The organism is Antiquaquibacter soli, from assembly GCF_030580675.1.
Taxonomy (GTDB): Bacteria; Actinomycetota; Actinomycetes; order Actinomycetales; family Microbacteriaceae; genus Rhodoglobus; species Rhodoglobus soli.
In genome coordinates this window covers 1,873,365-1,892,978 of the sequence record NZ_JAUQUB010000001.1, presented here as the reverse complement: position 1 = coordinate 1,892,978, position 19,614 = coordinate 1,873,365, and the positions used below count along the sequence as shown (strand labels likewise).

18 protein-coding genes are annotated in these 19,614 nt (G+C 68.3%); 14 read left to right on the top strand and 4 right to left on the bottom strand.

The annotated features are described in order from the left end of the window. Positions 1-43: 43 nt before the first annotated feature. The 5 genes from Q5716_RS09420 to Q5716_RS09400 are packed head-to-tail and all read left to right on the top strand — an operon-like array spanning position 44 to position 6,570. Positions 44-1,687 carry an ABC transporter substrate-binding protein gene (locus Q5716_RS09420; RefSeq protein WP_305002817.1) on the top strand — a complete coding sequence of 548 codons (1,644 nt, stop codon included), beginning with the start codon at positions 44-46 and terminating at the stop codon, positions 1,685-1,687. Then, complete coding sequence (locus Q5716_RS09415; RefSeq protein WP_305002816.1) at positions 1,684-2,757, top strand: ABC transporter permease; 1,074 nt, start codon at positions 1,684-1,686, stop codon at positions 2,755-2,757. Before Q5716_RS09420 ends, Q5716_RS09415 begins: the two co-directional genes overlap by 4 nt. Positions 2,758-2,774: 17 nt before the next feature. Further along, positions 2,775-3,692 carry an ABC transporter permease gene (locus Q5716_RS09410; protein WP_434056611.1) on the top strand — a complete coding sequence of 306 codons (918 nt, stop codon included), beginning with the start codon at positions 2,775-2,777 and terminating at the stop codon, positions 3,690-3,692. Beyond that, a complete protein-coding gene (locus Q5716_RS09405; RefSeq protein WP_305002814.1) occupies positions 3,689-5,377 on the top strand; it encodes an ABC transporter ATP-binding protein in 1,689 nt (562 codons plus the stop codon). The genes Q5716_RS09410 and Q5716_RS09405 overlap by 4 nt, the downstream gene beginning before the upstream one ends. Continuing rightward, positions 5,377-6,570, top strand: coding sequence for a glycoside hydrolase family 1 protein (locus Q5716_RS09400; RefSeq protein WP_305002813.1), 1,194 nt, complete (start codon positions 5,377-5,379; stop codon positions 6,568-6,570). The genes Q5716_RS09405 and Q5716_RS09400 overlap by 1 nt, the downstream gene beginning before the upstream one ends. A gap of 24 nt (positions 6,571-6,594) precedes the next feature. Here the strand turns inward: Q5716_RS09400 and Q5716_RS09395 are convergent, their stop codons facing one another. From Q5716_RS09395 to Q5716_RS09385, 3 genes are read right to left on the bottom strand one after another with little or no spacing between them, the layout of a single operon-like run. Continuing rightward, positions 6,595-7,281 carry a hypothetical protein gene (locus Q5716_RS09395; RefSeq protein ID WP_305002812.1) on the bottom strand — a complete coding sequence of 229 codons (687 nt, stop codon included), beginning with the start codon at positions 7,279-7,281 and terminating at the stop codon, positions 6,595-6,597. A 7-nt stretch (positions 7,282-7,288) separates the two neighbouring features. Then, a complete protein-coding gene (locus Q5716_RS09390; protein ID WP_305002811.1) occupies positions 7,289-7,918 on the bottom strand; it encodes a SatD family protein in 630 nt (209 codons plus the stop codon). 48 nt (positions 7,919-7,966) lie between these two features. Continuing rightward, positions 7,967-8,818, bottom strand: a complete 852-nt coding sequence (locus tag Q5716_RS09385; protein WP_305002810.1) for an NYN domain-containing protein — start codon at positions 8,816-8,818, stop codon at positions 7,967-7,969. 127 nt (positions 8,819-8,945) lie between these two features. On the opposite strand from Q5716_RS09385, the gene Q5716_RS09380 reads away from it, so the two are divergent. Beyond that, positions 8,946-9,791 carry a hypothetical protein gene (locus Q5716_RS09380; RefSeq protein ID WP_305002809.1) on the top strand — a complete coding sequence of 282 codons (846 nt, stop codon included), beginning with the start codon at positions 8,946-8,948 and terminating at the stop codon, positions 9,789-9,791. Between the two features lie 31 nt (positions 9,792-9,822). On the opposite strand, the gene Q5716_RS09375 is transcribed toward Q5716_RS09380, so the two are convergent. Next, a complete protein-coding gene (locus Q5716_RS09375; RefSeq protein WP_305002808.1) occupies positions 9,823-10,845 on the bottom strand; it encodes a LacI family DNA-binding transcriptional regulator in 1,023 nt (340 codons plus the stop codon). Positions 10,846-11,013: 168 nt separating this feature from the next. On the opposite strand from Q5716_RS09375, the gene Q5716_RS09370 reads away from it, so the two are divergent. The 8 genes from Q5716_RS09370 to Q5716_RS09335 all read left to right on the top strand — a co-directional run bounded on the left by Q5716_RS09370 (position 11,014) and on the right by Q5716_RS09335 (position 19,614). Then, a complete protein-coding gene (locus Q5716_RS09370) occupies positions 11,014-12,279 on the top strand; it encodes an ABC transporter substrate-binding protein (RefSeq protein ID WP_305002807.1) in 1,266 nt (421 codons plus the stop codon). A 23-nt stretch (positions 12,280-12,302) separates the two neighbouring features. Further along, a complete protein-coding gene (locus Q5716_RS09365) occupies positions 12,303-13,226 on the top strand; it encodes a carbohydrate ABC transporter permease (protein WP_305002806.1) in 924 nt (307 codons plus the stop codon). Further along, a complete protein-coding gene (locus tag Q5716_RS09360) occupies positions 13,223-14,140 on the top strand; it encodes a carbohydrate ABC transporter permease (protein WP_305002805.1) in 918 nt (305 codons plus the stop codon). The genes Q5716_RS09365 and Q5716_RS09360 overlap by 4 nt, the downstream gene beginning before the upstream one ends. A 43-nt stretch (positions 14,141-14,183) precedes the next feature. Further along, positions 14,184-15,230, top strand: coding sequence for a zinc-dependent alcohol dehydrogenase (locus tag Q5716_RS09355; RefSeq protein WP_305002804.1), 1,047 nt, complete (start codon positions 14,184-14,186; stop codon positions 15,228-15,230). Then, on the top strand, positions 15,230-16,024 hold the full coding sequence (locus Q5716_RS09350; RefSeq protein ID WP_305002803.1) for a sugar phosphate isomerase/epimerase family protein: 795 nt from the start codon (positions 15,230-15,232) through the stop codon (positions 16,022-16,024). Before Q5716_RS09355 ends, Q5716_RS09350 begins: the two co-directional genes overlap by 1 nt. Beyond that, positions 16,021-16,752, top strand: coding sequence for a ThuA domain-containing protein (locus tag Q5716_RS09345; RefSeq protein WP_305002802.1), 732 nt, complete (start codon positions 16,021-16,023; stop codon positions 16,750-16,752). The genes Q5716_RS09350 and Q5716_RS09345 overlap by 4 nt, the downstream gene beginning before the upstream one ends. Next, positions 16,749-18,515, top strand: a complete 1,767-nt coding sequence (locus tag Q5716_RS09340; RefSeq protein WP_305002801.1) for a glycoside hydrolase family 2 protein — start codon at positions 16,749-16,751, stop codon at positions 18,513-18,515. Before Q5716_RS09345 ends, Q5716_RS09340 begins: the two co-directional genes overlap by 4 nt. 76 nt (positions 18,516-18,591) lie before the next feature. Beyond that, positions 18,592-19,614 (top strand): alpha/beta hydrolase, encoded by a 1,023-nt coding sequence (locus tag Q5716_RS09335; RefSeq protein ID WP_305002800.1) that lies wholly within the window; start codon positions 18,592-18,594, stop codon positions 19,612-19,614.

Sequence of the window (19,614 nt, the reverse complement as noted above, 5' to 3'; positions counted from 1 at the left end):
CCCCCGAACGGGGGTCAGGCACGCAACTGAGAGAGCGTAGGCAATGACGCAGACGAGACGCCGGTGGGGAGCGGCCGCGCTAGCTGTCGCGGCGGCGACAACCCTCGCCGCCTGCAGCATCCAGATCCAGAGCGCACCCGACCCGAGCATCCCCGACGACACGATGCTCATCGCGGCCGACACCGGCTCGCCGATGATGGAGCGCAACTTCAACCCGTACCTCGCGAACAAGCGAGTGGCGAGCTTCTACATCTACGAGCCGCTCGTGATCCTCGACAACGTGACGGGCGAGGAGTTCCCGTGGCTCGCCACCGGGTACGAGCTGCCCGACCCGTCGACGATCGTGTTCACGATTCGCGACGGGGTGACCTGGCAGGACGGCGAGCCCTTCACCACCGACGACGTCGTGTTCACGCTGAACATGCTCAAGGAGTTCCCGGCGACCGACACCCAGGGCGTGTGGGGCTACATCGCGAGCGTCGAGAGCGACGACACGACCGTCACGATCCACCTTCAGAACCCGGATGTCCCGGCCGCCCAGCTCATCGCGACGACGCTCATCGTGCCCGAGCACATCTGGAAGGACGTCGACGACCCGGGCAGCTTCCGCAACCCCGACCCGGTCGGCACCGGCCCGTACCAGCTCGGCAACTTCGCGCCGCAGCAGTACACGATGGACAAGTACGAGGGCTACTGGCAGGCCGACAAGGTCGCCGCCGAGCACCTCATCCTGCCGGGCAGCAACACCCAGCTCGACATCGCCACCCGCGGCTACGACTGGGCGTACTCGTACATCTCCGACGTCGACAACGTGTGGGTCGGCGCCGGTAACGAGAACACCTATTGGTTCCCGCCGGGGGGCACGATCGCGCTGTTCCCGAACCTCGCGAAGGAGCCGTTCGACAACCTCGACGTGCGGCAGGGCCTGAGCCTCGCGCTCGACCGCGGTGCGGTGGGGGATGCCGCGGCCGAGGGCTACATGGACGAGGCCGGGCAGACGAACATCCTCCTGCCGTACCAGCAGGACGACCTCGATCCGAGCATCCCGAACTCCGGACTCATCGAGCAGAACCGGGATGCCGCACTCGAGGCCTTCGGCCGCGCGGGCTACACCCTCCAGGGCGACCAGCTCATCGGCCCCGACGGCCAGCAGCTAAGCCTCAGCATCACGACCGCCAACGGGTACACCGACTGGCTGCGCGGCGTGCAGGAGGTGCAGCGCCAGTGGTCGGCGATCGGCATCGACGTGAAGGTCAGCACCCCACAGCCGGCGGCCTACCAGCTCGCCCTGCGCAACGGCGACTACGACTTCGCGATGGGCGGCACCGGCGGCACAGGCAGCCTGTTCCGCGACTTCAACTCGCTGCTGTCGACCGACTTCCTGAAGCCCGTGGGCGAGGAGGCGTCGAACAACTTCGAGCGCTACGACAACCCCGACGCGCAAGCCCTGCTCGACCAGTACAAGGTCGCCCTCGACGACGACGAGCGCCGCGAGATCGGCTACCAGCTGCAGCAGATCGTCTACAACGACCTGCCGGTGCTCGCCCTCTACTACGGCGGATCGTGGGGCCTCATGAGCAACGCGAAGTTCACGAACTGGCCGAGCGCCGACAACCCGTACGCGTCGCCGAAGACGTACGAGTCCACGCCCTTGATCGTTCTGACCAGTCTGGAGGCGGTGAAATGACCAGCGTGACCGCAGCGCCGAGAGGCGTCGACGCCGACCCCGAGGTCGACGAGAAGACCGAGGCGCCCCCGAGCCGATCCGGTAACCCGTGGGGGTACATCCTGCGCAAGATCGGGCTGTTCCTGCTCACGCTGTGGGCCGCGGTGACGGTGAACTTCATCCTGCCGCGACTCATGCCGGGAACGCCCGCGGATGCCGCGCTCGCGCGACTCGCCCAGAACGGGCCGGTGTCCGAGGCGACGAAGGCCGCGATCGAGGCGCAGCTCGGCGTGCCGACCGGCAACCTGTTCGAGCAGTACATCCAGTACCTCGGGCAGGTCGTGACCCTGAACTTCGGCGTGAGCTACACGTTCTACCCGCAGACGGTGTCGGAGCTCGTGTCGACGGCCCTGCCGTACACGCTCGTGCTCGTGGGTCTCGTGACAATCATCGCGTTCATCCTCGGCACGCTCCTCGGCGTGCTTGCGGCATGGAAGCGCGGCACGTGGCTCGACACCCTCCCGACGGTGGGCGGCGCGTTCATGAGCGCGTTCCCGTACTTCTGGACGGCTCTGCTGCTGCTGTTCTTCGCCGGCTACGTGTGGCGGCTGTTCCCGACCTCGGGAGCGTACGGTCCGACGGCGACCCCCGCGTTCACCTGGGATTTCTTCGTGGATGCCCTCTACCACGCGATCCTCCCCGCGGTGACGATCCTCATCACGTCGCTCGGCGGCTGGATCCTCGGCATGCGCAACACAATGATCCCGACTCTCGGCGACGACTACGTCGCCTTCGCCGAGGCCAACGGCCTCAAACCGCGCACGGTCGCCCTTCGGTACGCCGCGCGCAACGCCATCCTGCCGAACCTCACCTCCTTCGGGCTCGCCCTGGGTGGGGTGGTCGGCGGGTCGATCCTCGTCGAGCAGGTCTTCGGATACCCCGGCGTGGGATACCTGCTGTTCAACGCGGTGACCAACCAGGACTACCCGCTCATGCAGGCCCTGTTCCTGATGATCACGCTCAGCGTGCTCGTCGCCAACTTCATCGTCGACATCTTGTACGGCGTGCTGGACCCGAGGACCCGCCGATGACCACGACACGACAGCCCATGCGCGACGCGACCCAGGACATCCGCACGGTGCAGCCCACCGGCGCACCACCAAACCCATGGCAGGTGTTCGCGCGCACCGCCGGCACGATCTGGTCGAACGGCAAGGCCAGGCTCGGACTGATCATCCTGGCGTTCTTCGTCCTGCTCGCGATCTTCGCCCCGCTCATCGCTCCGTACGGCGCGACCGAGAACGGCTTCGACCGGAGCGCGGATGCCTCGCCCGAGCACTGGCTCGGCACGACCGCCGCGGGGGAGGACGTGCTCAGCCAGCTCATCTGGGGAGCGCAGATCTCGATCTTTGTCGGCCTCGTCGCCGGCGCGCTCTCGACCCTCGTCGCGGTGCTCGTCGGCCTGAGCTGGGGCTACACGCGCGGCTTCATCGCCGACGTCATCAACTTCATCGTCAACCTGTTCCTGGTGATACCGGGCCTGCCGCTCATGATCGTCATCGCGGCGTACCTGTCCGGCGGCGGCATCGGCATGATCATCGTCGTCGTCGTGATCACCGGGTGGGCGTGGGGTGCGCGAGTACTCCGCAGTCAGACGCAGTCGCTGCGCTCGCGCGACTTCGTGACCGCGGCGGTGTTCTCGGGGGAGCGGCCGTTCCGCATCGTGTTCCGGGAGATCCTGCCCAATATGACCTCGCTCATCGTCGGCAGTTTCTTCGGCGCGGCGACGGCGGCGATCCTCGCGGAGGCGGGCCTCGAGTTCCTCGGGCTCGGCGACTCGTCGATCGTGAGCTGGGGCACGATGCTCTTCTGGGCGCAGAACTCCAACGCCCTCCTCACCGGCCAGTGGGCGCTGCTGTTCGCCCCGGGTCTGTGCATCGCGCTCCTCGCGACCTCACTCACCCTCATCAACTTCGGCGTCGACGGCATCAGCAATCCGCGGCTCCGGGAAGGGAAGCAGCGATGACGACCCTGCTCGACGTGACAAGCGTCACCATCGACTACATCAACGGCGACGACGTCACCCACGCGGTGCGCGACGTGAGCTTCTCCCTTGAGAAGGGGGAGTTCGTGGGACTCGTCGGTGAGTCGGGTTCCGGCAAGTCGACGCTCGGCTTCGCGATCGCCGGCCTCTCGAAGCCGCCCGCCCACGTCACCGGTGGCCAGGTGCTGCTCGACGGCGTCGACATCGCGAGCCTCAGCCCCGAGCAGCTGCGCGAGCAGCGGCACGGGGGAGTGGCGATGGTGCTGCAGTCCGGCATGAACGCACTCAACCCGGTGCGCACCATCCGCAACCACTTCCGCGACATCTTCGAGGCCCACGGCCACATCGAGAAGGACCGGTGGGATGCCCGCGCCGCCGAGCTCGTGCAGAAGGTGAAGCTCCCCGCTACCGTGCTCGACCGCTATCCCGGCGAGCTCTCCGGCGGGATGCGCCAGCGCATCTCCATCGCGCTCGCCCTCTCGCTCGAGCCGAAGCTCATGGTGTTCGACGAGCCGACGACCGCGCTCGACGTGCTCGTGCAGCACGCCGTGATGGACACCATCATCGAGCTTCAGCAGTCGGAGGGCTTCACGGCGCTCCTCATCAGCCACGACCTCGGCGTGGTGCTGGAGTCCGCGCAGCGGGTGCTCGTGATGCACGACGGGGAGATCGTCGAGGATGCTCCGGCTCAGAGCATCCTGAACTCCCCGCAGGACGACTACACCCGCATGCTGCTCTCGCACTACGCGGACCCGCGCGCCGACGTGGTCGAGCTGCCCGGCTTCGAGGACCGCGGCAAGCGCGCCGGGAAGCCGCGCGCCGAGGGCGCCGTGCACCCGCCGAGCGTGCACGGCCGCGAGCGACGCTCCGACCAGAAGCCGATCGTCGTCGAGAACCTCACGAAGGTGTACCCGCCGCCGCGCCGGGGCGAGGCGGAGGTGGTTGCCGTCGATCACGTCTCATTCACGCTCGACCCGGGTGAGTCGCTCGCCCTCGTGGGTGCCTCCGGCTCGGGCAAGTCCACGATCGCGAAGCTCATCACGGCGGTCGAGAAGCCGACGAGCGGGAGCATCCGCTTCGGCGACCTCGATGTGGGCTCGCTGCGGCGCGGCCAGTTCCGTCGGCTGCACAGCGAGGTGCAGATGGTCTTCCAGGACCCGTACGCGGCCCTCAACCCGCTGCACACGGTCGAGTACACGCTCACGCGACCGGTCGTGAACTTCACGAAGCTGCGGGGTCGGGATGCCCGCCGCCGCGTCCTCGAACTGCTCGAGACCGTCGGCCTCACGCCCGTCGAGGAGTTCGCGGCCAAGCTGCCGCACCAGCTCTCCGGCGGCCAGCGCCAGCGCGTCGTGATCGCGCGGGCACTCGCATCCGACCCGCAGGTCATCATCGCCGACGAGCCGGTCTCGATGCTCGACGTGTCGCTGCGCGCCGGCGTGCTCGCCCTGCTCGAGGACCTGCGCGAGCAGTGGGGCGTTTCGATGCTCTACATCACCCACGACCTGCTGTCGGCGCGCATCGTGACCGACAACATCATGGTGCTCAACCAGGGTCGGGTCGTCGAGCGCGGCGACACCGCCGACGTGCTCCGCAACCCGCAAGACGACTACACCGTGCAGCTGCTGGACTCGGTGCCGAACCCGCGCCGATCGCGGGTCGCGTGATGGCGGGCGAGACGAGGACGTTCCCGGAGGGCTTCCTGTGGGGCGCCGCGACGGCGGCCCACCAGATCGAGGGCAACAACATCAACTCGAACTGGTGGGTGCAGGAGAACGAGCCGGGCACGACCATCGTGGAGCCGAGCGGGGACGCCGCGGACAGCTTCCACCGCTACGGCGACGACATCCGGCTCGCGGCGCAGCTCGGCCTCAACTCGTACCGGTTCTCCGTCGAGTGGGCCCGCATCGAGCCGGAGCGCGGCATGCTGTCGCGGGCATCCGTCGACCACTACCGCCGAATGGTGGACTCGTGCCTCGAGCACGGCATCGAGCCGATCGTCACCCTCATGCACTTCACGGTGCCGCGCTGGTTCGAGCGCGACGGGTTCTGGCGGGCGGATGATGCGGCCGACCTTTTCGCCCGGTACACCGAGCTCGCCCTGCCGATCCTGGAGTCGGGCGTGCGGTACGTGTGCACGATCAACGAGCCGAACATCGCGGCGATGCTCGCCGGGGGAGAGAATCCCGCGAACCTCGTCGCGTACGGACTGCCCAAGCCGGACTTGCAGGTCGCGGATGCCCTGCTCGCGTCGCACCGGGCGTCGCGCGCCGTGCTCTCGCAACTGCCGCACCTGCGCACCGGCTGGACGATCGCGACGCAGGCCTACGAGGCGGCGGACGAGCCCGGCGCCCTTGAGCGGCTCCGCGAGCTCGCCTACCCGTCGGAGGACTGGTACCTCGAGCAGGCTGCGGACGACGACTTCATCGGTGTGCAGGCCTACACGCGCAACATCGTCGGCCCGGAGGGAGTGCGCCCGCCCGCTGACGGCGTCGAGAAGACGCTCACCGGCTGGGAGTACTGGCCGGATGCGGCAGCGACGGGGGTGCGCAACGCCTGGCGCCTCGGCGGTGGGACGCCGATCATGGTCACCGAGAACGGCATCGCGACCCAGGATGACGCGCGCCGCATCGACTACACCCGTGACGCGCTCCTCGCGCTCCACTCCTGCCTCGAGGAGGGAATCGACCTCGTCGGCTATCAGCACTGGTCGCTGCTCGACAACTACGAGTGGGCCTCCGGCTTCGCGCCGACCTTCGGCCTCATCGCGTGGGACCGCGAGACGTTCGAGCGCACGCCGAAGGAATCGGCGCGCTGGTACGGCGAGGTGGCGCGGTCGAACGGATTAGCTGACAGCTGATATCGCCCGAGTATCAGCCCTGGGCTAATGGACAGGCACGATGATGAGCGCGAGCGACCAACTCACCAGGCTGCCGATGAGCACGTACTCGGCCAGGGCGCTCGACTTCTTGCCGCTCACCTCCGGGTAGCGCAGGATGCTCTTCGCGGCGATGATCGCCGTGACGGCGAGCGCTTGGCCGGCGAGGGCTAGCCAGAGGATGAACAGCCGCTCGAGCGGCCCGATGATCCGACCGCCCTTGAGTCGACTGCCGATCGCTGGCAGCCGCGCGTCGGTGCGCCCGAGCACGGCCATGACCACGAGGTTGGCGGACTGCACGAGAAAGACCGAGTAGCTCACCAGCAGCAGGGCGCGCTCGGTGGGAACGGCGCGGGTCGCCTCGTAGGGGAGTGCCTCGAACCAGGGCACGAGCACGCCGCCGGTGGCTCCGGAGGCGCCGGGCGCGAGCAGCGCGGCACACACCGCCACGATGACGACGACGAGGGCCCCGATCGCGAAGCGCGACTGTGTCGACCCGGTCCCGAGGCTCCAGATGGCGCTGACGGCGGCGAGCGGGGCGAGCCACCACCACGGGATGCCCGCGAGCCAGACCGTCGCGGAGGCAGCGAGCATCCCCACCGCCGCGCCGAGGAGCGCCCGCCCGACGCCGTGCGGGCCTCGGGGACGCGTCAGGTCGCCGACCCCGAGGGTGAGGAACAGTACCGCTGCCAACCACATCTCAGTCCGCCCCCGCAATCAGCTCCATGCCGAGGAGCACCGCGTTGATGCCCCGTCTCGACATTGTCTGCGACACCGCCGACTGAGAGATGCCCTCGGCCTCGGCGATCCTGCGCTGGGTGCTGCCCCGGAGCGAGCTCGACAGAATGCGCAGGGCCCGGTCGTCGAGCTGCGAGAGGATCTGGTCGCGGGAAACCAGATAGGCGTTGACGGCGGAGACGGATGCCTCGGCGCTCGCCGCGGCGAACCAGGTGCGGAGGTACCGGGCGCCCTTCACCTGCCGCGACTTGACCTCGACGATCGCCTCCCGGGCCGACCACCACGCCGAGCCGTCCTCGATGCCAGCGACCGACGATTCGACGGGGGAGCGGGTGCCGAGGCCGATGCCGAACCGGGCGTCGACCTCTCCCGCGAACAGCGCCTGCAGAATGGTCGTGACGCGGATGGCGTCGCCGAGCGTGCGGAATACGCCCTGGAACTCGTCGCCGACCGTGGGACGAAGCGGCTCGATCGGTCCTGCGGATTCGTTGGCGAGCGCGAGCGAGCGCTCCAGCTGTCTCTGGAGCCGGGAGCGGTCGGGGCTCTTACGGGAGTCGACGATGTCGCCGATAACGGCCGCCAGGAGGGTCATCCCATAAGAATATCACTTATATCTGCGCGATATAAGCTATCAACTGATCTAGCCGCGGCCCTTCAGGCGCACACGCCGCGCCTGACCGTCCTCCTGCAGCTCGACGCCCTTCACCGACTTCACGAAGTCCGTGAACGACTTGAACCCGAGCTTCTTCTCCTCGAAGCTCGGGTCGAGGCGCTTCATCTGCTGCTTGACGGCGGATGCGGCGACCCAGCCGTCCACGTTGTCGTCGCGCCGCGCGACCCGGAGTGCCCGCACCGCGAGCTCCGCGGCAGCGCGCTGCGGGTCTGCGGTCGGGGGCTCCGTCGCGGTCACCGGGGCGGCGACGGGAGCGGGGGCCGGAGCATCCTCGTCGTCGATCAGGTCCGCGTAATAGCTGAACTCGTCGACGGCGCTCGTGAACGCGGCGCTCGTCGAGCCGGTCACCCCGATGCCGACGACGACCCGGCCGAGGCGGCGGGCGCGCTGCGCGAGCGGGATGTAGTCGCTGTCGCCGGCGACGATGACGATGTGGGTGATGTCGTCGAGCCGGAAGAGGTCCTCGACGACGTCGATCGCGAGCCGGATATCGGCGCCGTTCTTCGTGCCGGCGGTGTTGAACAGCTGCACGAGGTCGACGGCGCGGTCGATGAGCTGCTTCTGGTACCGGCTGTGAGCCGGCGCCGCCCAGTCGGCGTACGCCCGCGAGATCGCGACCGCCCCGAAGGATGACGCGAAGTCGAGCACCGCGCCGATGTCGACGGTCGCGGCCTGCAGCTTCTCGAGCGCCTTGCCGGTCGCGTTGCGGGCTTTGTCCTTCGTCCACGCGCCGCGCCCGTGCACGGCGTCGTACTGCGAGATGACGATGTTGTCGAAGTCGATGTAGACCCCGACGCGGGGCTCGGAGCGCTCGGCCATGCGGCCAGTCTGACACGCTTCGAGCGCGTGTCCACCCGGCGCGCAGCATCCGTCCAGACAACGCAAAGCAGCGTTCTACCCCCTTCTGGGTGACAATGAAGAGAACCAAGCGAGGGACGGGGACCCCATGCCAGTGTTCACTTCAGCCGCACGACAGAAGGCCGATCGCATCGCCGCGATCGTCGGACTGCTCGCGTTCGCCGCCGGGATCGCCGTCATCGTGTGGGGCGCGGTGTCGCCGACGGCGACGTCCGCGGTGAGTACGACGGTCGTGTCATCCCCGATCCCGGGCGGGGCCGTCTCGACGACGGTGCGCGAGACCGCGGCCCCCGTCTCGACCAACCCGCCCAAGGTCACCCAGGACGAGACCGTCGTGGAGGGCACGGGGCCGGGCACCTACACGGTAACAACCGCTCCGCCGATGGCGAGCGGCCCGCTGTTCGGGAGCGCCGCCGCAGACCTCGCGGTGCAGGTCATCCTCGTCACGCTCGCCGCGTTCCTCATCGCGTTCGGCACCCACCGCGTGCTGCTCGGCGAGTACGGGCTCCGCTCGTCTGCCGCCACGGCAGGCGGGGGAGCGCCCCTGCCCCGGGTGGACGAGAAGGATGCTGCGGCCGTCAAGCGCGACGTCGCCGCCGCCACCGAGGCGCCCGATCTCTCCCGACCCCTGTACGAGAAGGCGCCGGTGACGGACCCGCGGCTTCGGCTCCTGCAGAGCCGCATCGCCCTCGAGCTCGAAGTGCGCACCCTCGCCCAGAACAACGACCTGCCGAGCAGTCTCACGGTGCCCTACGTCGTGAAGGGGCTCGTCGACAAGAAGAAGATGACGCCGAAGCTCGCTGCGGCGATCACCGGTCTGCAGGACATCGGCGACCGGCTCGGTCGCGGCGCGGAGATCTCGCTCGACACGACGACCCTGCTCACCGAGGCCTACGCGCAGGCGCTCGCGAAGGTGGGCGGGAAGATCAAGTAGACCGTCGCTTCCCACCCATCCGGACGTCCCGTCAACGCACCGGCGCCGTGCTCTCCCGCACCACGAGTTCGTAGCCGACGACGATCTCGCGTTGGGGGAGGGCTTCGCTCGAGCCGTGGCGCTCGGCGAGGAGTCGAACGGCTTCCTCGGCGATGCGCTTGGTGTCCCACTTGATGGTCGTGAGCGAGGGGGCGGCGAACGGGGCCTCCTCGATGTCGTCGAAGCCCGCGATCGCGATCTGCTCGGGCACGGCGATTCGTGATCGGTTGAGCTGGCTCAGCGCTCCCATCGCGAGCACGTCGTTGAAGCAGATGACCGCGTCCGGGGGCTCCGGGAGCGCCAGCAACCGGGCCATCGCCGCCGCGCCGTCCGCGCGTTGATAGCTACCGACGCCGATACTCAGGTCGGGGTCGAGTTGCCGACCGGCCTCCGCGAGCGCCGTCCGCACGCCCTCGCTGCGCAGTCCGCTCGCCATGAGCTCGCTGTGCGGGTCGAGCCCGATGGTGGCGATGCGGTTGCGGCCGCCGTCGAGCAGGTGGCGAGCGAGGTCGGCGGCTGCGGCGACGTTGTCCGCGACCACGCGATCGGCGACGTGGTTCAGGGGCTTCTCGCCGAGCAGGACGAGGGGAGTACTGTCCGCTCGCGCTGCCAGATCGGCGCTCGTGAGTGACTCGGGGTGCAGCACGATCCCGTCGACGAGGTACGACGTCGACCCGCCGACGACCTCGGACTCGGGGTTGCGATCGCCGTCTGTCTGCTCGATGAGAACGGTCCACTGCTGGGCCGCTGCGGCCTGGATGACGTGGCCCGCGAGTGTCGCGAAGTACGGGTTGCTCAGCCCGGGCACGGCGAGTGCGATGAACCCCGTCCGACCACTGGCCAGGCTGCGCGCGGAGAGGTTGACGCGGTACTTCAGCTGGCTGAGGGCCCGCTCGACTTTCTCCCGCGTGCGTGGGGTGACGTGGGGGTAATTGTTGATCACGTTGGAGACGGTCTTCTCCGACACGCCGGCCAGCGCGGCGACCTCGCTGAGCCGCGGTCGCGTCGTCGTCATCGCCTGCCCTCCTGAGATCGTCGTGTCGACTGTCGCAACACTAGCGGATTTACAGCGCTAGAAAGGTTTCCTGGACTTTGCTTTTACAGCGGTGTAAAGATTGAGCATTCGCGGTCATGATCGATCACGAATGCGCACACAGCCCATCCCCCTGACAAGGAAGTCACGATGAAAACACCTCTGCGCCTCACTGCGCTCGGTCTCGCCTCGGTCTTCGCCTTCGCCCTCGCCGGCTGTACCGGCGTCGCGCCGGGCGGCGGGAACGACGACCCCGACACCATCAGCTTCATGATCGGCAACCCCGAGGACCCCGCCGACCTCGAGCTCACCGAGGCCGACATGGCCAAGTTCGAAGAGGAGACGGGCATCCACGTCGACCTCAAGGTCATCCCCATCGAGAACGTTCAGACCATCGTCCAGACCCAGCTGCGGTCGGGCGAAGGCCCCGATGTCTTCGGTTACGACACCGGTCCCGGGTTCGCCGGCGCGCTCGCGGAAGCCGGACTCGTGTTCCCGCTGACGGACGCGTACGAGGAGTTCGGCTGGCCGGTCTACGAGTTCGCGAAGGAGCGGGTCACGTTCGACGGCGAGATCGTCGGCATCCCCAACGACATCGAGACGCTCGGCCTGTACTACAACGCCACGGTCTTCGACGACCTCGGCATTGAGCGGCCCGAGTCGACGGGCGACCTCCTCGACGCCTGCACGACGATCAAGGACGCCGGCATCATCCCGATCGCCTTGAACGATCTCGACGGCTGGCAGGGCGGGCACTACCTCAGCGTCATCCTCTCGAGCATGGTCGGGTCCGCGGGCATGGAGGAGTTCATCTCCGGCGGCAAGAGTTGGGACTCGCCCGAGGTCGTCCAGGCCCTGAGCCTGCTCAAGGACTTCAATGACGCCGGGTGCTTCCCGCCGTCTCCGGTCGCGATCGACTACGACAACGGCAACGCCCTGTTCTACTCGGGTCAGGCCGCGATGAACCTCACGGGCAGCTGGCTGGTCAAGGACACCGAGCGCAACGTCGACTTCGAGGTCGCCTACATCCCGTTCCCGGCTCCCGACGGTCCGGGCATCTTCAGCGGCGGACTCGGTGCGGGGGTGTTCATCAACGCGACGAGCAAGAAGACCGAGAGCGCGCTCAAGCTCCTCGACTACTTCATGACGCAGGAGCACGGGGCGTGGGTGATCGAGAACACTCAGAGCATCCCGGCGTTCCCCATCGATACGACCGGCATCGAGGCGACGCCCCTCTTCACCCAGGTGCTCGACGACGCCGCAAAGATCGCGGATGGCACGGGCGACTTCGGGTACAACATCGACGTTCTCACGAGCGCCGAGTTCAACCAGGCGATGTGGGACGGCGTGCAGGCCGTGCTGACCGGCCAGGCCACCCCGGAAGAGGTCGCGGCCAGCCTCGAAGCGAACCGCTAGCCGTTCAGGAGCACCGCACAATCATGTCAACCGCCAGCCGCAGCCTGGCACCGACGGTGACGAGGCGGGCGCAAGCCCGCCTCGGCATCGTCCTGGTGCTCCCCGTCATGATCGTGACGGCACTGTTCTTCCTCTTCCCCCTCGGCAATGCCGTCTACTACTCGCTCGTCGACTTCGACGGGCTCAACCCCAACCCGCCGTTCGTCGGACTCGGAAACTTCATCCGCATGGTGGAGGACCCCGCGGTCTGGCACGCGCTCGGCAACAACCTCATCTGGATCCTGGTCGGCACGGCGGCACCGATGGTCGTCGGACTGCTCGTCGCGATGCTGCTGTGGACGGTGCGACGGGGAGGCGCGATCTACCGCGTCATCTTCTTCCTCCCGTACGTGCTGCCGGGCGTCGCGATCGGAATCGTCTGGGGCTGGATCTATGACCCCGTCAACGGCCTGCTCAACCAGTTCCTGCGCTCGATCGGGCTCGGCGCGTGGGCGACCGGATGGCTCGGCGAGCCCGACCTCGCCCTGTACGCGGTGCTCCTCACCGCGATCTGGGCCGGCACAGGCTTCGCGATCGTCATCTTCCTCTCGGCCCTGCGCAACGTGGACACCGAGCTCGTGGATGCCGCTCGGATCGACGGGGCCAACAGCGCCCAGCGGCTGTGGTTCATCATCCTGCCGCAGATCATGCCGGTCTTCCTCATGGTCCTGACCCTCACCCTCGTGGGCGGGTTCAGCGTCTTCGACATCATCTTCGTCATGACCGCCGGGGGCCCGGCGAACGCGACCGAGGTGCTCGGCACGTACGCGTACGACCAGGCCTTCGTGCTCAACAACATCGGGTACGGCACGACGCTGGCCCTCCTCATCACCATCCTGTCGGTACCCATCGCGGTGCTGCTCAACCGACTGCAGCGTCGACTGTCGCTGCAGGGAACCGGAGCATGATGACTGCCACCGCCCCCGCCGAGCGGGATCGCCGGATCACCGAGCTCGCCGACCCCGAGTCGGGCCACGATCGCAGCCGAATCCCCGGTGGTCGACGCAGCCCCGCCCAGGTGGCGCTGCACGTGCTGCTCGCCGGGATGGCGGTCTTCGTGCTGATGCCTGTCATCCTCGTCGTCTCGACCACGCTCAAGACTCCCGCCGATGTCCGCGTCAACCCGTTCGGTCTGTTCAGCTCGTTCTCCCTCCAGAACATCATCGACGCCTGGACGGTCGGCCGATTCAGCGACTACGTGCTCAACAGCTTCCTGCTCACCGTGCCGAGCACCGCGATCGTCGTGGTGGTGTCGGTGATGGCGGGCTACACCTTCGCGCGACTGCCGTTCCGCGGGCGGACGGTGCTGTTCTACCTCGTGGTGCTCGGGCTGCTCGTGCCGTTCTTCACGTACATGATCCCGCTGTACTTCCAGCTGCGCGGCATGGGGCTGCTCGATACGCTGCCGGGGGCCATCCTGGTGCTGGCGTCCACGGGCACCTCCTTCGGCACCTTCTTCATGCGAGCGTTCTTCTCGGACCTGCCACAGGAGCTGGAGCAGTCGGCCCGCGTGGACGGCGCGTCGGAGGTGCAGATCTTCACGAGGATCATGCTCCCGCTCGTCGGCTCGGGGATCGGCGCACTCACCGTGTTCACGTTCCTCGCGAACTGGAACAACTTCCTGATCCCACTGCTCTACCTGCCGAGCGGCGATTTCCGACCGCTCACCGCCGGCCTCTACATGTTCACGAGCGGCCGCTCGCTCGACATCGGTCCGCTCGCGGCGGGAACGCTCATCACGATCCTGCCCATCATCGTGCTCTTCGTCGTCCTCCAACGGCAGGTGACCCAGGGCTTCATCTCGGGCGCCGTCAAGGGCTGACCCGCGTCATCCACCGCACACCACAGAAAGAGAGAGAACAGTCATGCCCAGAATGGTGAGCTTCACCTCGGTCCGCGTCGCGGAGGTCGTCGACGAGGAGTCGAAGCCCCTGGCGCCCGACGAGGTCCGCATCGGCACGCTCTACTCCGGCATCTCCGCCGGTACCGAGCTCACGGCCTACCGCGGTACCAACGCGTACATGAACAAGAAGTGGGACGAGAAGCAGCGGCTCTTCGTCGACGGATCGACGAGCTTCGAATACCCCGTCAACGGCTGGGGCTACGAGGAGGTGGGCGAGGTCACCGAGATCGGCTCGGACGTCACGAAGCTCGCCGTCGGCGATGTCGTGTGGGGCACGTGGGGGCACCGCACCGAGACGATCCAGAAGGAGGAGCGCGCGGCTAAGCGCGTCCTGCAACCCGGAACGGATGCCCGCGTCGGCATCTTCTCCCAGATCGGGGCCATCGCGCTCAACGTCGTACTGGACGGCGACATCCACGTCGGGGAGACGGTCGTCGTGTTCGGTCTCGGGGTTCCGGGCCAGCTCGTCGCGCAGCTCGCCCGCCTCAACGGCGCGCGGGTCATCGGGGTCGACGGCGTCGCATCCCGCCGCGAGCTGGCACTGCGCCTCGGGGCCGACCTCGTACTCGATCCAGCCGACGGCCCCGTTGCCGAACGGGTTCGCGAGCTGACGGACGGTCGCGGAGCGGACGTCGTACTCGAGGTCACGGGCAACTACCACGCCCTCCACGAGGCGATCCGCACGGTCGCCTACAACTCGCGCGTGTGCGTCGCCGGCTTCATGCAGGGCGAGGGCATCGGTCTGCGCCTCGGTGACGAGTTCCACCACAACCGCGTGCAGCTGGTGTGCGCCCAGATCTCGGGGGTGAATCCGTCGATCGACCACCGCTGGGACGAGTATCGCCTCCAGCGCACGTTCATCGATCTCGCCGTCGCCGGGAAGGTGAACGTCACCGACCTGATCTCGCACGAGATGCCCCTCGAGCAGGGCGGCGAGGCGTTCGCCATGCTCGACACGGCGACGAGCGATGTGCTGCAGGTCGTCCTCGACGCGAAGGCGGGCAGCTGATGGCGTTCCGGCTCGCGGCTCAGGAGTCGACGTGCGAGGGAGAGACCCTCGTCGAGAAGATGCAGTTCGCGCTGTCCGTGGGGTTCGACGGCATCGAGCTGTCGGGTCGCGGCAACGGCGTCTTCGTCGGTCGGGAGGACGAGCTCGTCGCGGCTCGAGCGGCCGGCGTAGTGATGCCCTCGGCCGTCGCGCACGTCGACTTCTTCATGGGCGACTTCGATCCGGACCGTCGCCGCGCCGCCATCGACGAGCAGAAGGCGATGCTCTCGAGCCTGGCGAAAGCCGGCGGGATCGGGTTCGTCGCGCCCCACGCCTTCGGGCTGTTCTCGAGGCACCTCCCGCCCTTCACGCCGCCGCGCGGCGATGAGGAGTCGCGACAACTGCTCCTCGAGGCGCTCACGGAGGTCGCGGCTCACGCCGAGGAGCACGGAGTCGAGCTCTTCCTCGAGCCGCTCAACCGCTTCGAGGACTTCGTCGTCAACACCCTCGCGGACTCGTCGTGGTACGTCGATGAGGTGGCGTCGCCCGGCCTGTCGGTGGTCGCCGACACCTGGCACATGAACATCGAGGAGTCGGACATCGGCGCGGCCATCCGGACGGCGGGCGACCGCATCCACCACGTGCAGCTCGGCGACTCGAACCGATTGGAGCCGGGAGCCGGGCACTACGACTGGGACGAGACGCTCACCGCGCTCGAGGACATCGGGTACGACGGCTGGCTCGCCATGGAATGCCGGCTGTCCGGGCCCGCCCGCGACGTGCTGCCCCGAGTCTCGAAGCTGCTGAAGCGATGAGCCTGCGCATCCTGGTCTGGAACGAGGGCCGCCACGAGCAGATCAACCCGGATATCGCGGCGCGCTACCCGACGGGAATCCACGGGGCGATCGCCGACGGCCTCGCCGCGCTGCTGCCCGACGCCTCGATCTCGACGGCGACTCTCGACACCGATGAGGAGCACGGGCTCTCGGCCGACGTGCTCGCGGAGACCGACGTACTGCTGTGGTGGGGACACATCGCCCACGACCAGGTCCGCGATGACGTCGTGGCACGGGTGCGGCAGCGTGTGCTCGGCGGGATGGGGCTCATCGTGCTCCACTCCGGACACTTCTCGAAGATCTTCATCGACCTCATGGGTACGACCTGCTCACTCGCCTGGCGCAACGAGGGCGAGCGGGAGCTCGTGTGGACGCTCAAGCCGTCGCACCCGATCGCCCAGGGGGTCCCGCATCCTCTCGTCATCGAGCACCAGGAGATGTACGGCGAGCTCTTCGACATCCCCGACCCCGACGACCTGGTGTTCATGAGCTCGTTCGAGGGTGGCGAGGTCTTCCGCTCGGGAGTCACGTTCACGCGGGGAGCGGGCAAGGTGTTCTACTTCAGTCCCGGCGACGAGGCCTACCCGGTGTACTTCCACCCCGACGTGCGTCGTGTGCTCGCGAACGGTGTGGAGTGGGCTGCGCCCGCCCCGGGCACGGCTTTGCCGGCGGTCTCCAACCCGAAGCGGGGATGGTTCGCCCCGTGACCGAGACCCACCCGAGCCCACAGCTGCGTCGAGCGCAGGTCGAACTGCTCGACGGGGCGTGGGGATTCGCGCATGACGATGGCGACGTCGGCCGCGCGGAGCGATGGTTCGAGGATGCCGCGGCCTTCAGCACGACGATCATCGTGCCGTTCGCCCCGGAGGCGCCGGCCTCGGGCATCGGGGACACCGGGTTCCACCCGGTCGTCTGGTACCGGCGGGAAGTGACGGCGACGCAGCTCTCGGCCGCGGGACTGGGCGTGCAGGGGGAGCGCGTCATCCTGCACGTGGGAGCGGTGGACCACACTGCCGACGTCTGGGTCGACGGGACGCACGTGGCGCACCACGTCGGCGGCCAGACCTCGTTCGAGGTAGACATTACGGACGCGCTCGAGGGCGACGTGCACGTCGTCGTCGTGCGAGCCGAGGACGACCCCCTCGATGTGGCACTCCCTCGCGGCAAGCAGGACTGGCACGCTCAGCCGCACTCGATCTGGTACCACCGCACGACCGGGATCTGGAGATCGGTCTGGCTCGAGGCCGCGCCTGCTGTGCGCATCTCGAGGCTGGTCTGGACTCCCGACCTCTCTCGCGGGACCGTCCATGCGGAGATCGAGCTCAGCGCGCGTCCGCCGCAGCCCCTGACGGTGTCCGTCGAGCTCGAGCTGGACGGCGCCAGGCTGGCCGCGCTCTCGATCGAGGCGGACACCCCGCGCGTCGTCGTCGACGTGCCGATCGCCGCCCTCCGCAACGGACAGGGGGCGGACGAGCTGTTGTGGTCGCCCTCGCGGCCGCGCCTCGTCGACGCCGTCGTCGGCCTCTCGACCGGAGATCGCGTGGAGTCGTACCTCGGCTTGCGTACGGTGCGCGTCGACGGTGGACGCCTCGTGCTCAACGACCGCCCCTTCGTCATGCGCTCGGTGCTGGAGCAGGGGTACTGGCCCGATACTCACTACACGCCGCCCTCGGACGCGGCAATGCGCGCGGAGGTCGAGCTCGCCCTGCGGCTCGGGTTCAACGCGATTCGCATCCACCAGAAGGTCGAGGACCCTCGATTCCTCTACTGGTGCGACCGGCTCGGCCTCGCGGTCTGGGCCGAGGCCGCGGCGGCGTACGAGTTCTCCTCCCGCGCCGTGGACCTGTACTCGAGCGAGTGGGCGGCCATCGTGCGGGCGCAGCAGTCGCATCCGTCGATCCTCGTGTGGGTCCCCTTCAACGAGTCGTGGGGCATCCAGGAGGTGTCGGCCGATCCCGCTCAGGCGGCGTTCTCGCGTGCCCTCGCCGACCTCACGCGCGCCCTCGATCCGTCGCGCCCCGTGATCGCGAACGACGGCTGGGAGCACACGGGCTCCGACCTGGTGACTGTTCACGACTACGAGGGCGACGGCGAGGTGCTACGGGAGCGCTACTCCTCGGCAGAGCGCATCAGCCGGATGCTCGCCGGCCGAGGTCCGCACGGGAGGCCGATGTCGGTCGCCCCCTCTCCCGCCCTCACGCCGCCCATCATGGTCACGGAGTTCGGCGGCGTGCGCTTCGAGACCGGGGCCGCGCACGCCGACGGCTGGGGATACAGCGATGCGGCGGACGCGGCCGGTTACGAGGAGCGGCTCGCTGCGGTCGTCGGGGCGATCAGGCAGTCCGAGCACGTCGTGGGGTTCTGTTACACGCAGCTCACGGACACGGCGCAGGAAGTCAATGGGCTGTGCGACGAGAACCGGGTGCCGAAGCTGCCCGTGGAGACGATTCGCCGAATCATCGCCGGGTGACGCGAGTCGCATCCCTTCGCGACAGGCGGGCGCGGTTCTGGGGTCGCCGAGGGCGCTCCACCCCTAGAGTGAAGATATGTCGGGGGTTGAGAAGAAGAGCTGGATCTCGTACAAGCGCCATTGGATCCCGGTCGTCGCACTAGGGCTCGGCGTCGCCGCAACGGTGTGGTGGTTCGTGAGCCCCTGGCCGGCGGCCCTCATGATCCGCGCGCTCTTCGAGAAGGGCGCGAACGACACCGTCGCCGAGATGCAGCCGTATGCGCCCACTTCGGGTGTGACCGCGCAGCTCGGCCTCGCGTACGGCGACCACGAGAACGAGACGTTCGACCTCTTCCGCCCCGAGTCCGCCGAGGGCGCCCTGCCGACAGTGGTGTGGATCCACGGCGGTGCGTGGATATCCGGCCAATCCTCCAACGTCGACCCGTACGCCCGCATCCTCGCGAACGAGGGGTACACGACCGTGAGCCTCAACTACACCGTGGCCCCCGAGGCGGTGTACCCGACCGCGATCACGCAGCTCAACGACGCACTCGCCTATCTCGTCGGCCACGCCGAAGAGCTCGGCATCGACGCCGACCGCATCGTCATCGCCGGCGACTCGGCGGGGGCGAACCTCACGAGCCAGCTCGCGGTGCTCACCACCAACCCGTCCTACGCGAGCGAGCTCGGCATCGAGCCAGCGCTCGCGGCGGAGCAGTTGCGCGCCGTGATCCTCAATTGCGGCATCTACGACGTCAGCGGCATCCCGAACGCCCCGGGCATCGGCGGCTGGGGGTTCCGCATCGCGCTGTGGGCCTACCTGGGGGAGAAGGACTGGTCGAACACGCCGGGCGCGCAGGAGATGTCGACGCTCGACTACGTCACCGCCGACTTCCCTCGCACGTGGATCTCCGGCGGCAACGCCGACCCCCTCACCCCGACGCAGTCGCAGCCGCTCGCCGAGAAGCTCGACTCGCTCGGAGTGGATGTCACGGGCGTCTTCTATCCTGAAGACCACGAGCCCGCGCTCCCGCACGAATACCAGTTCCACCTGGACTTCGAGGATGCCCGCACCGCGCTGCAGTCCACGATCGACTTCCTGGCCGACGTCACGAGATAG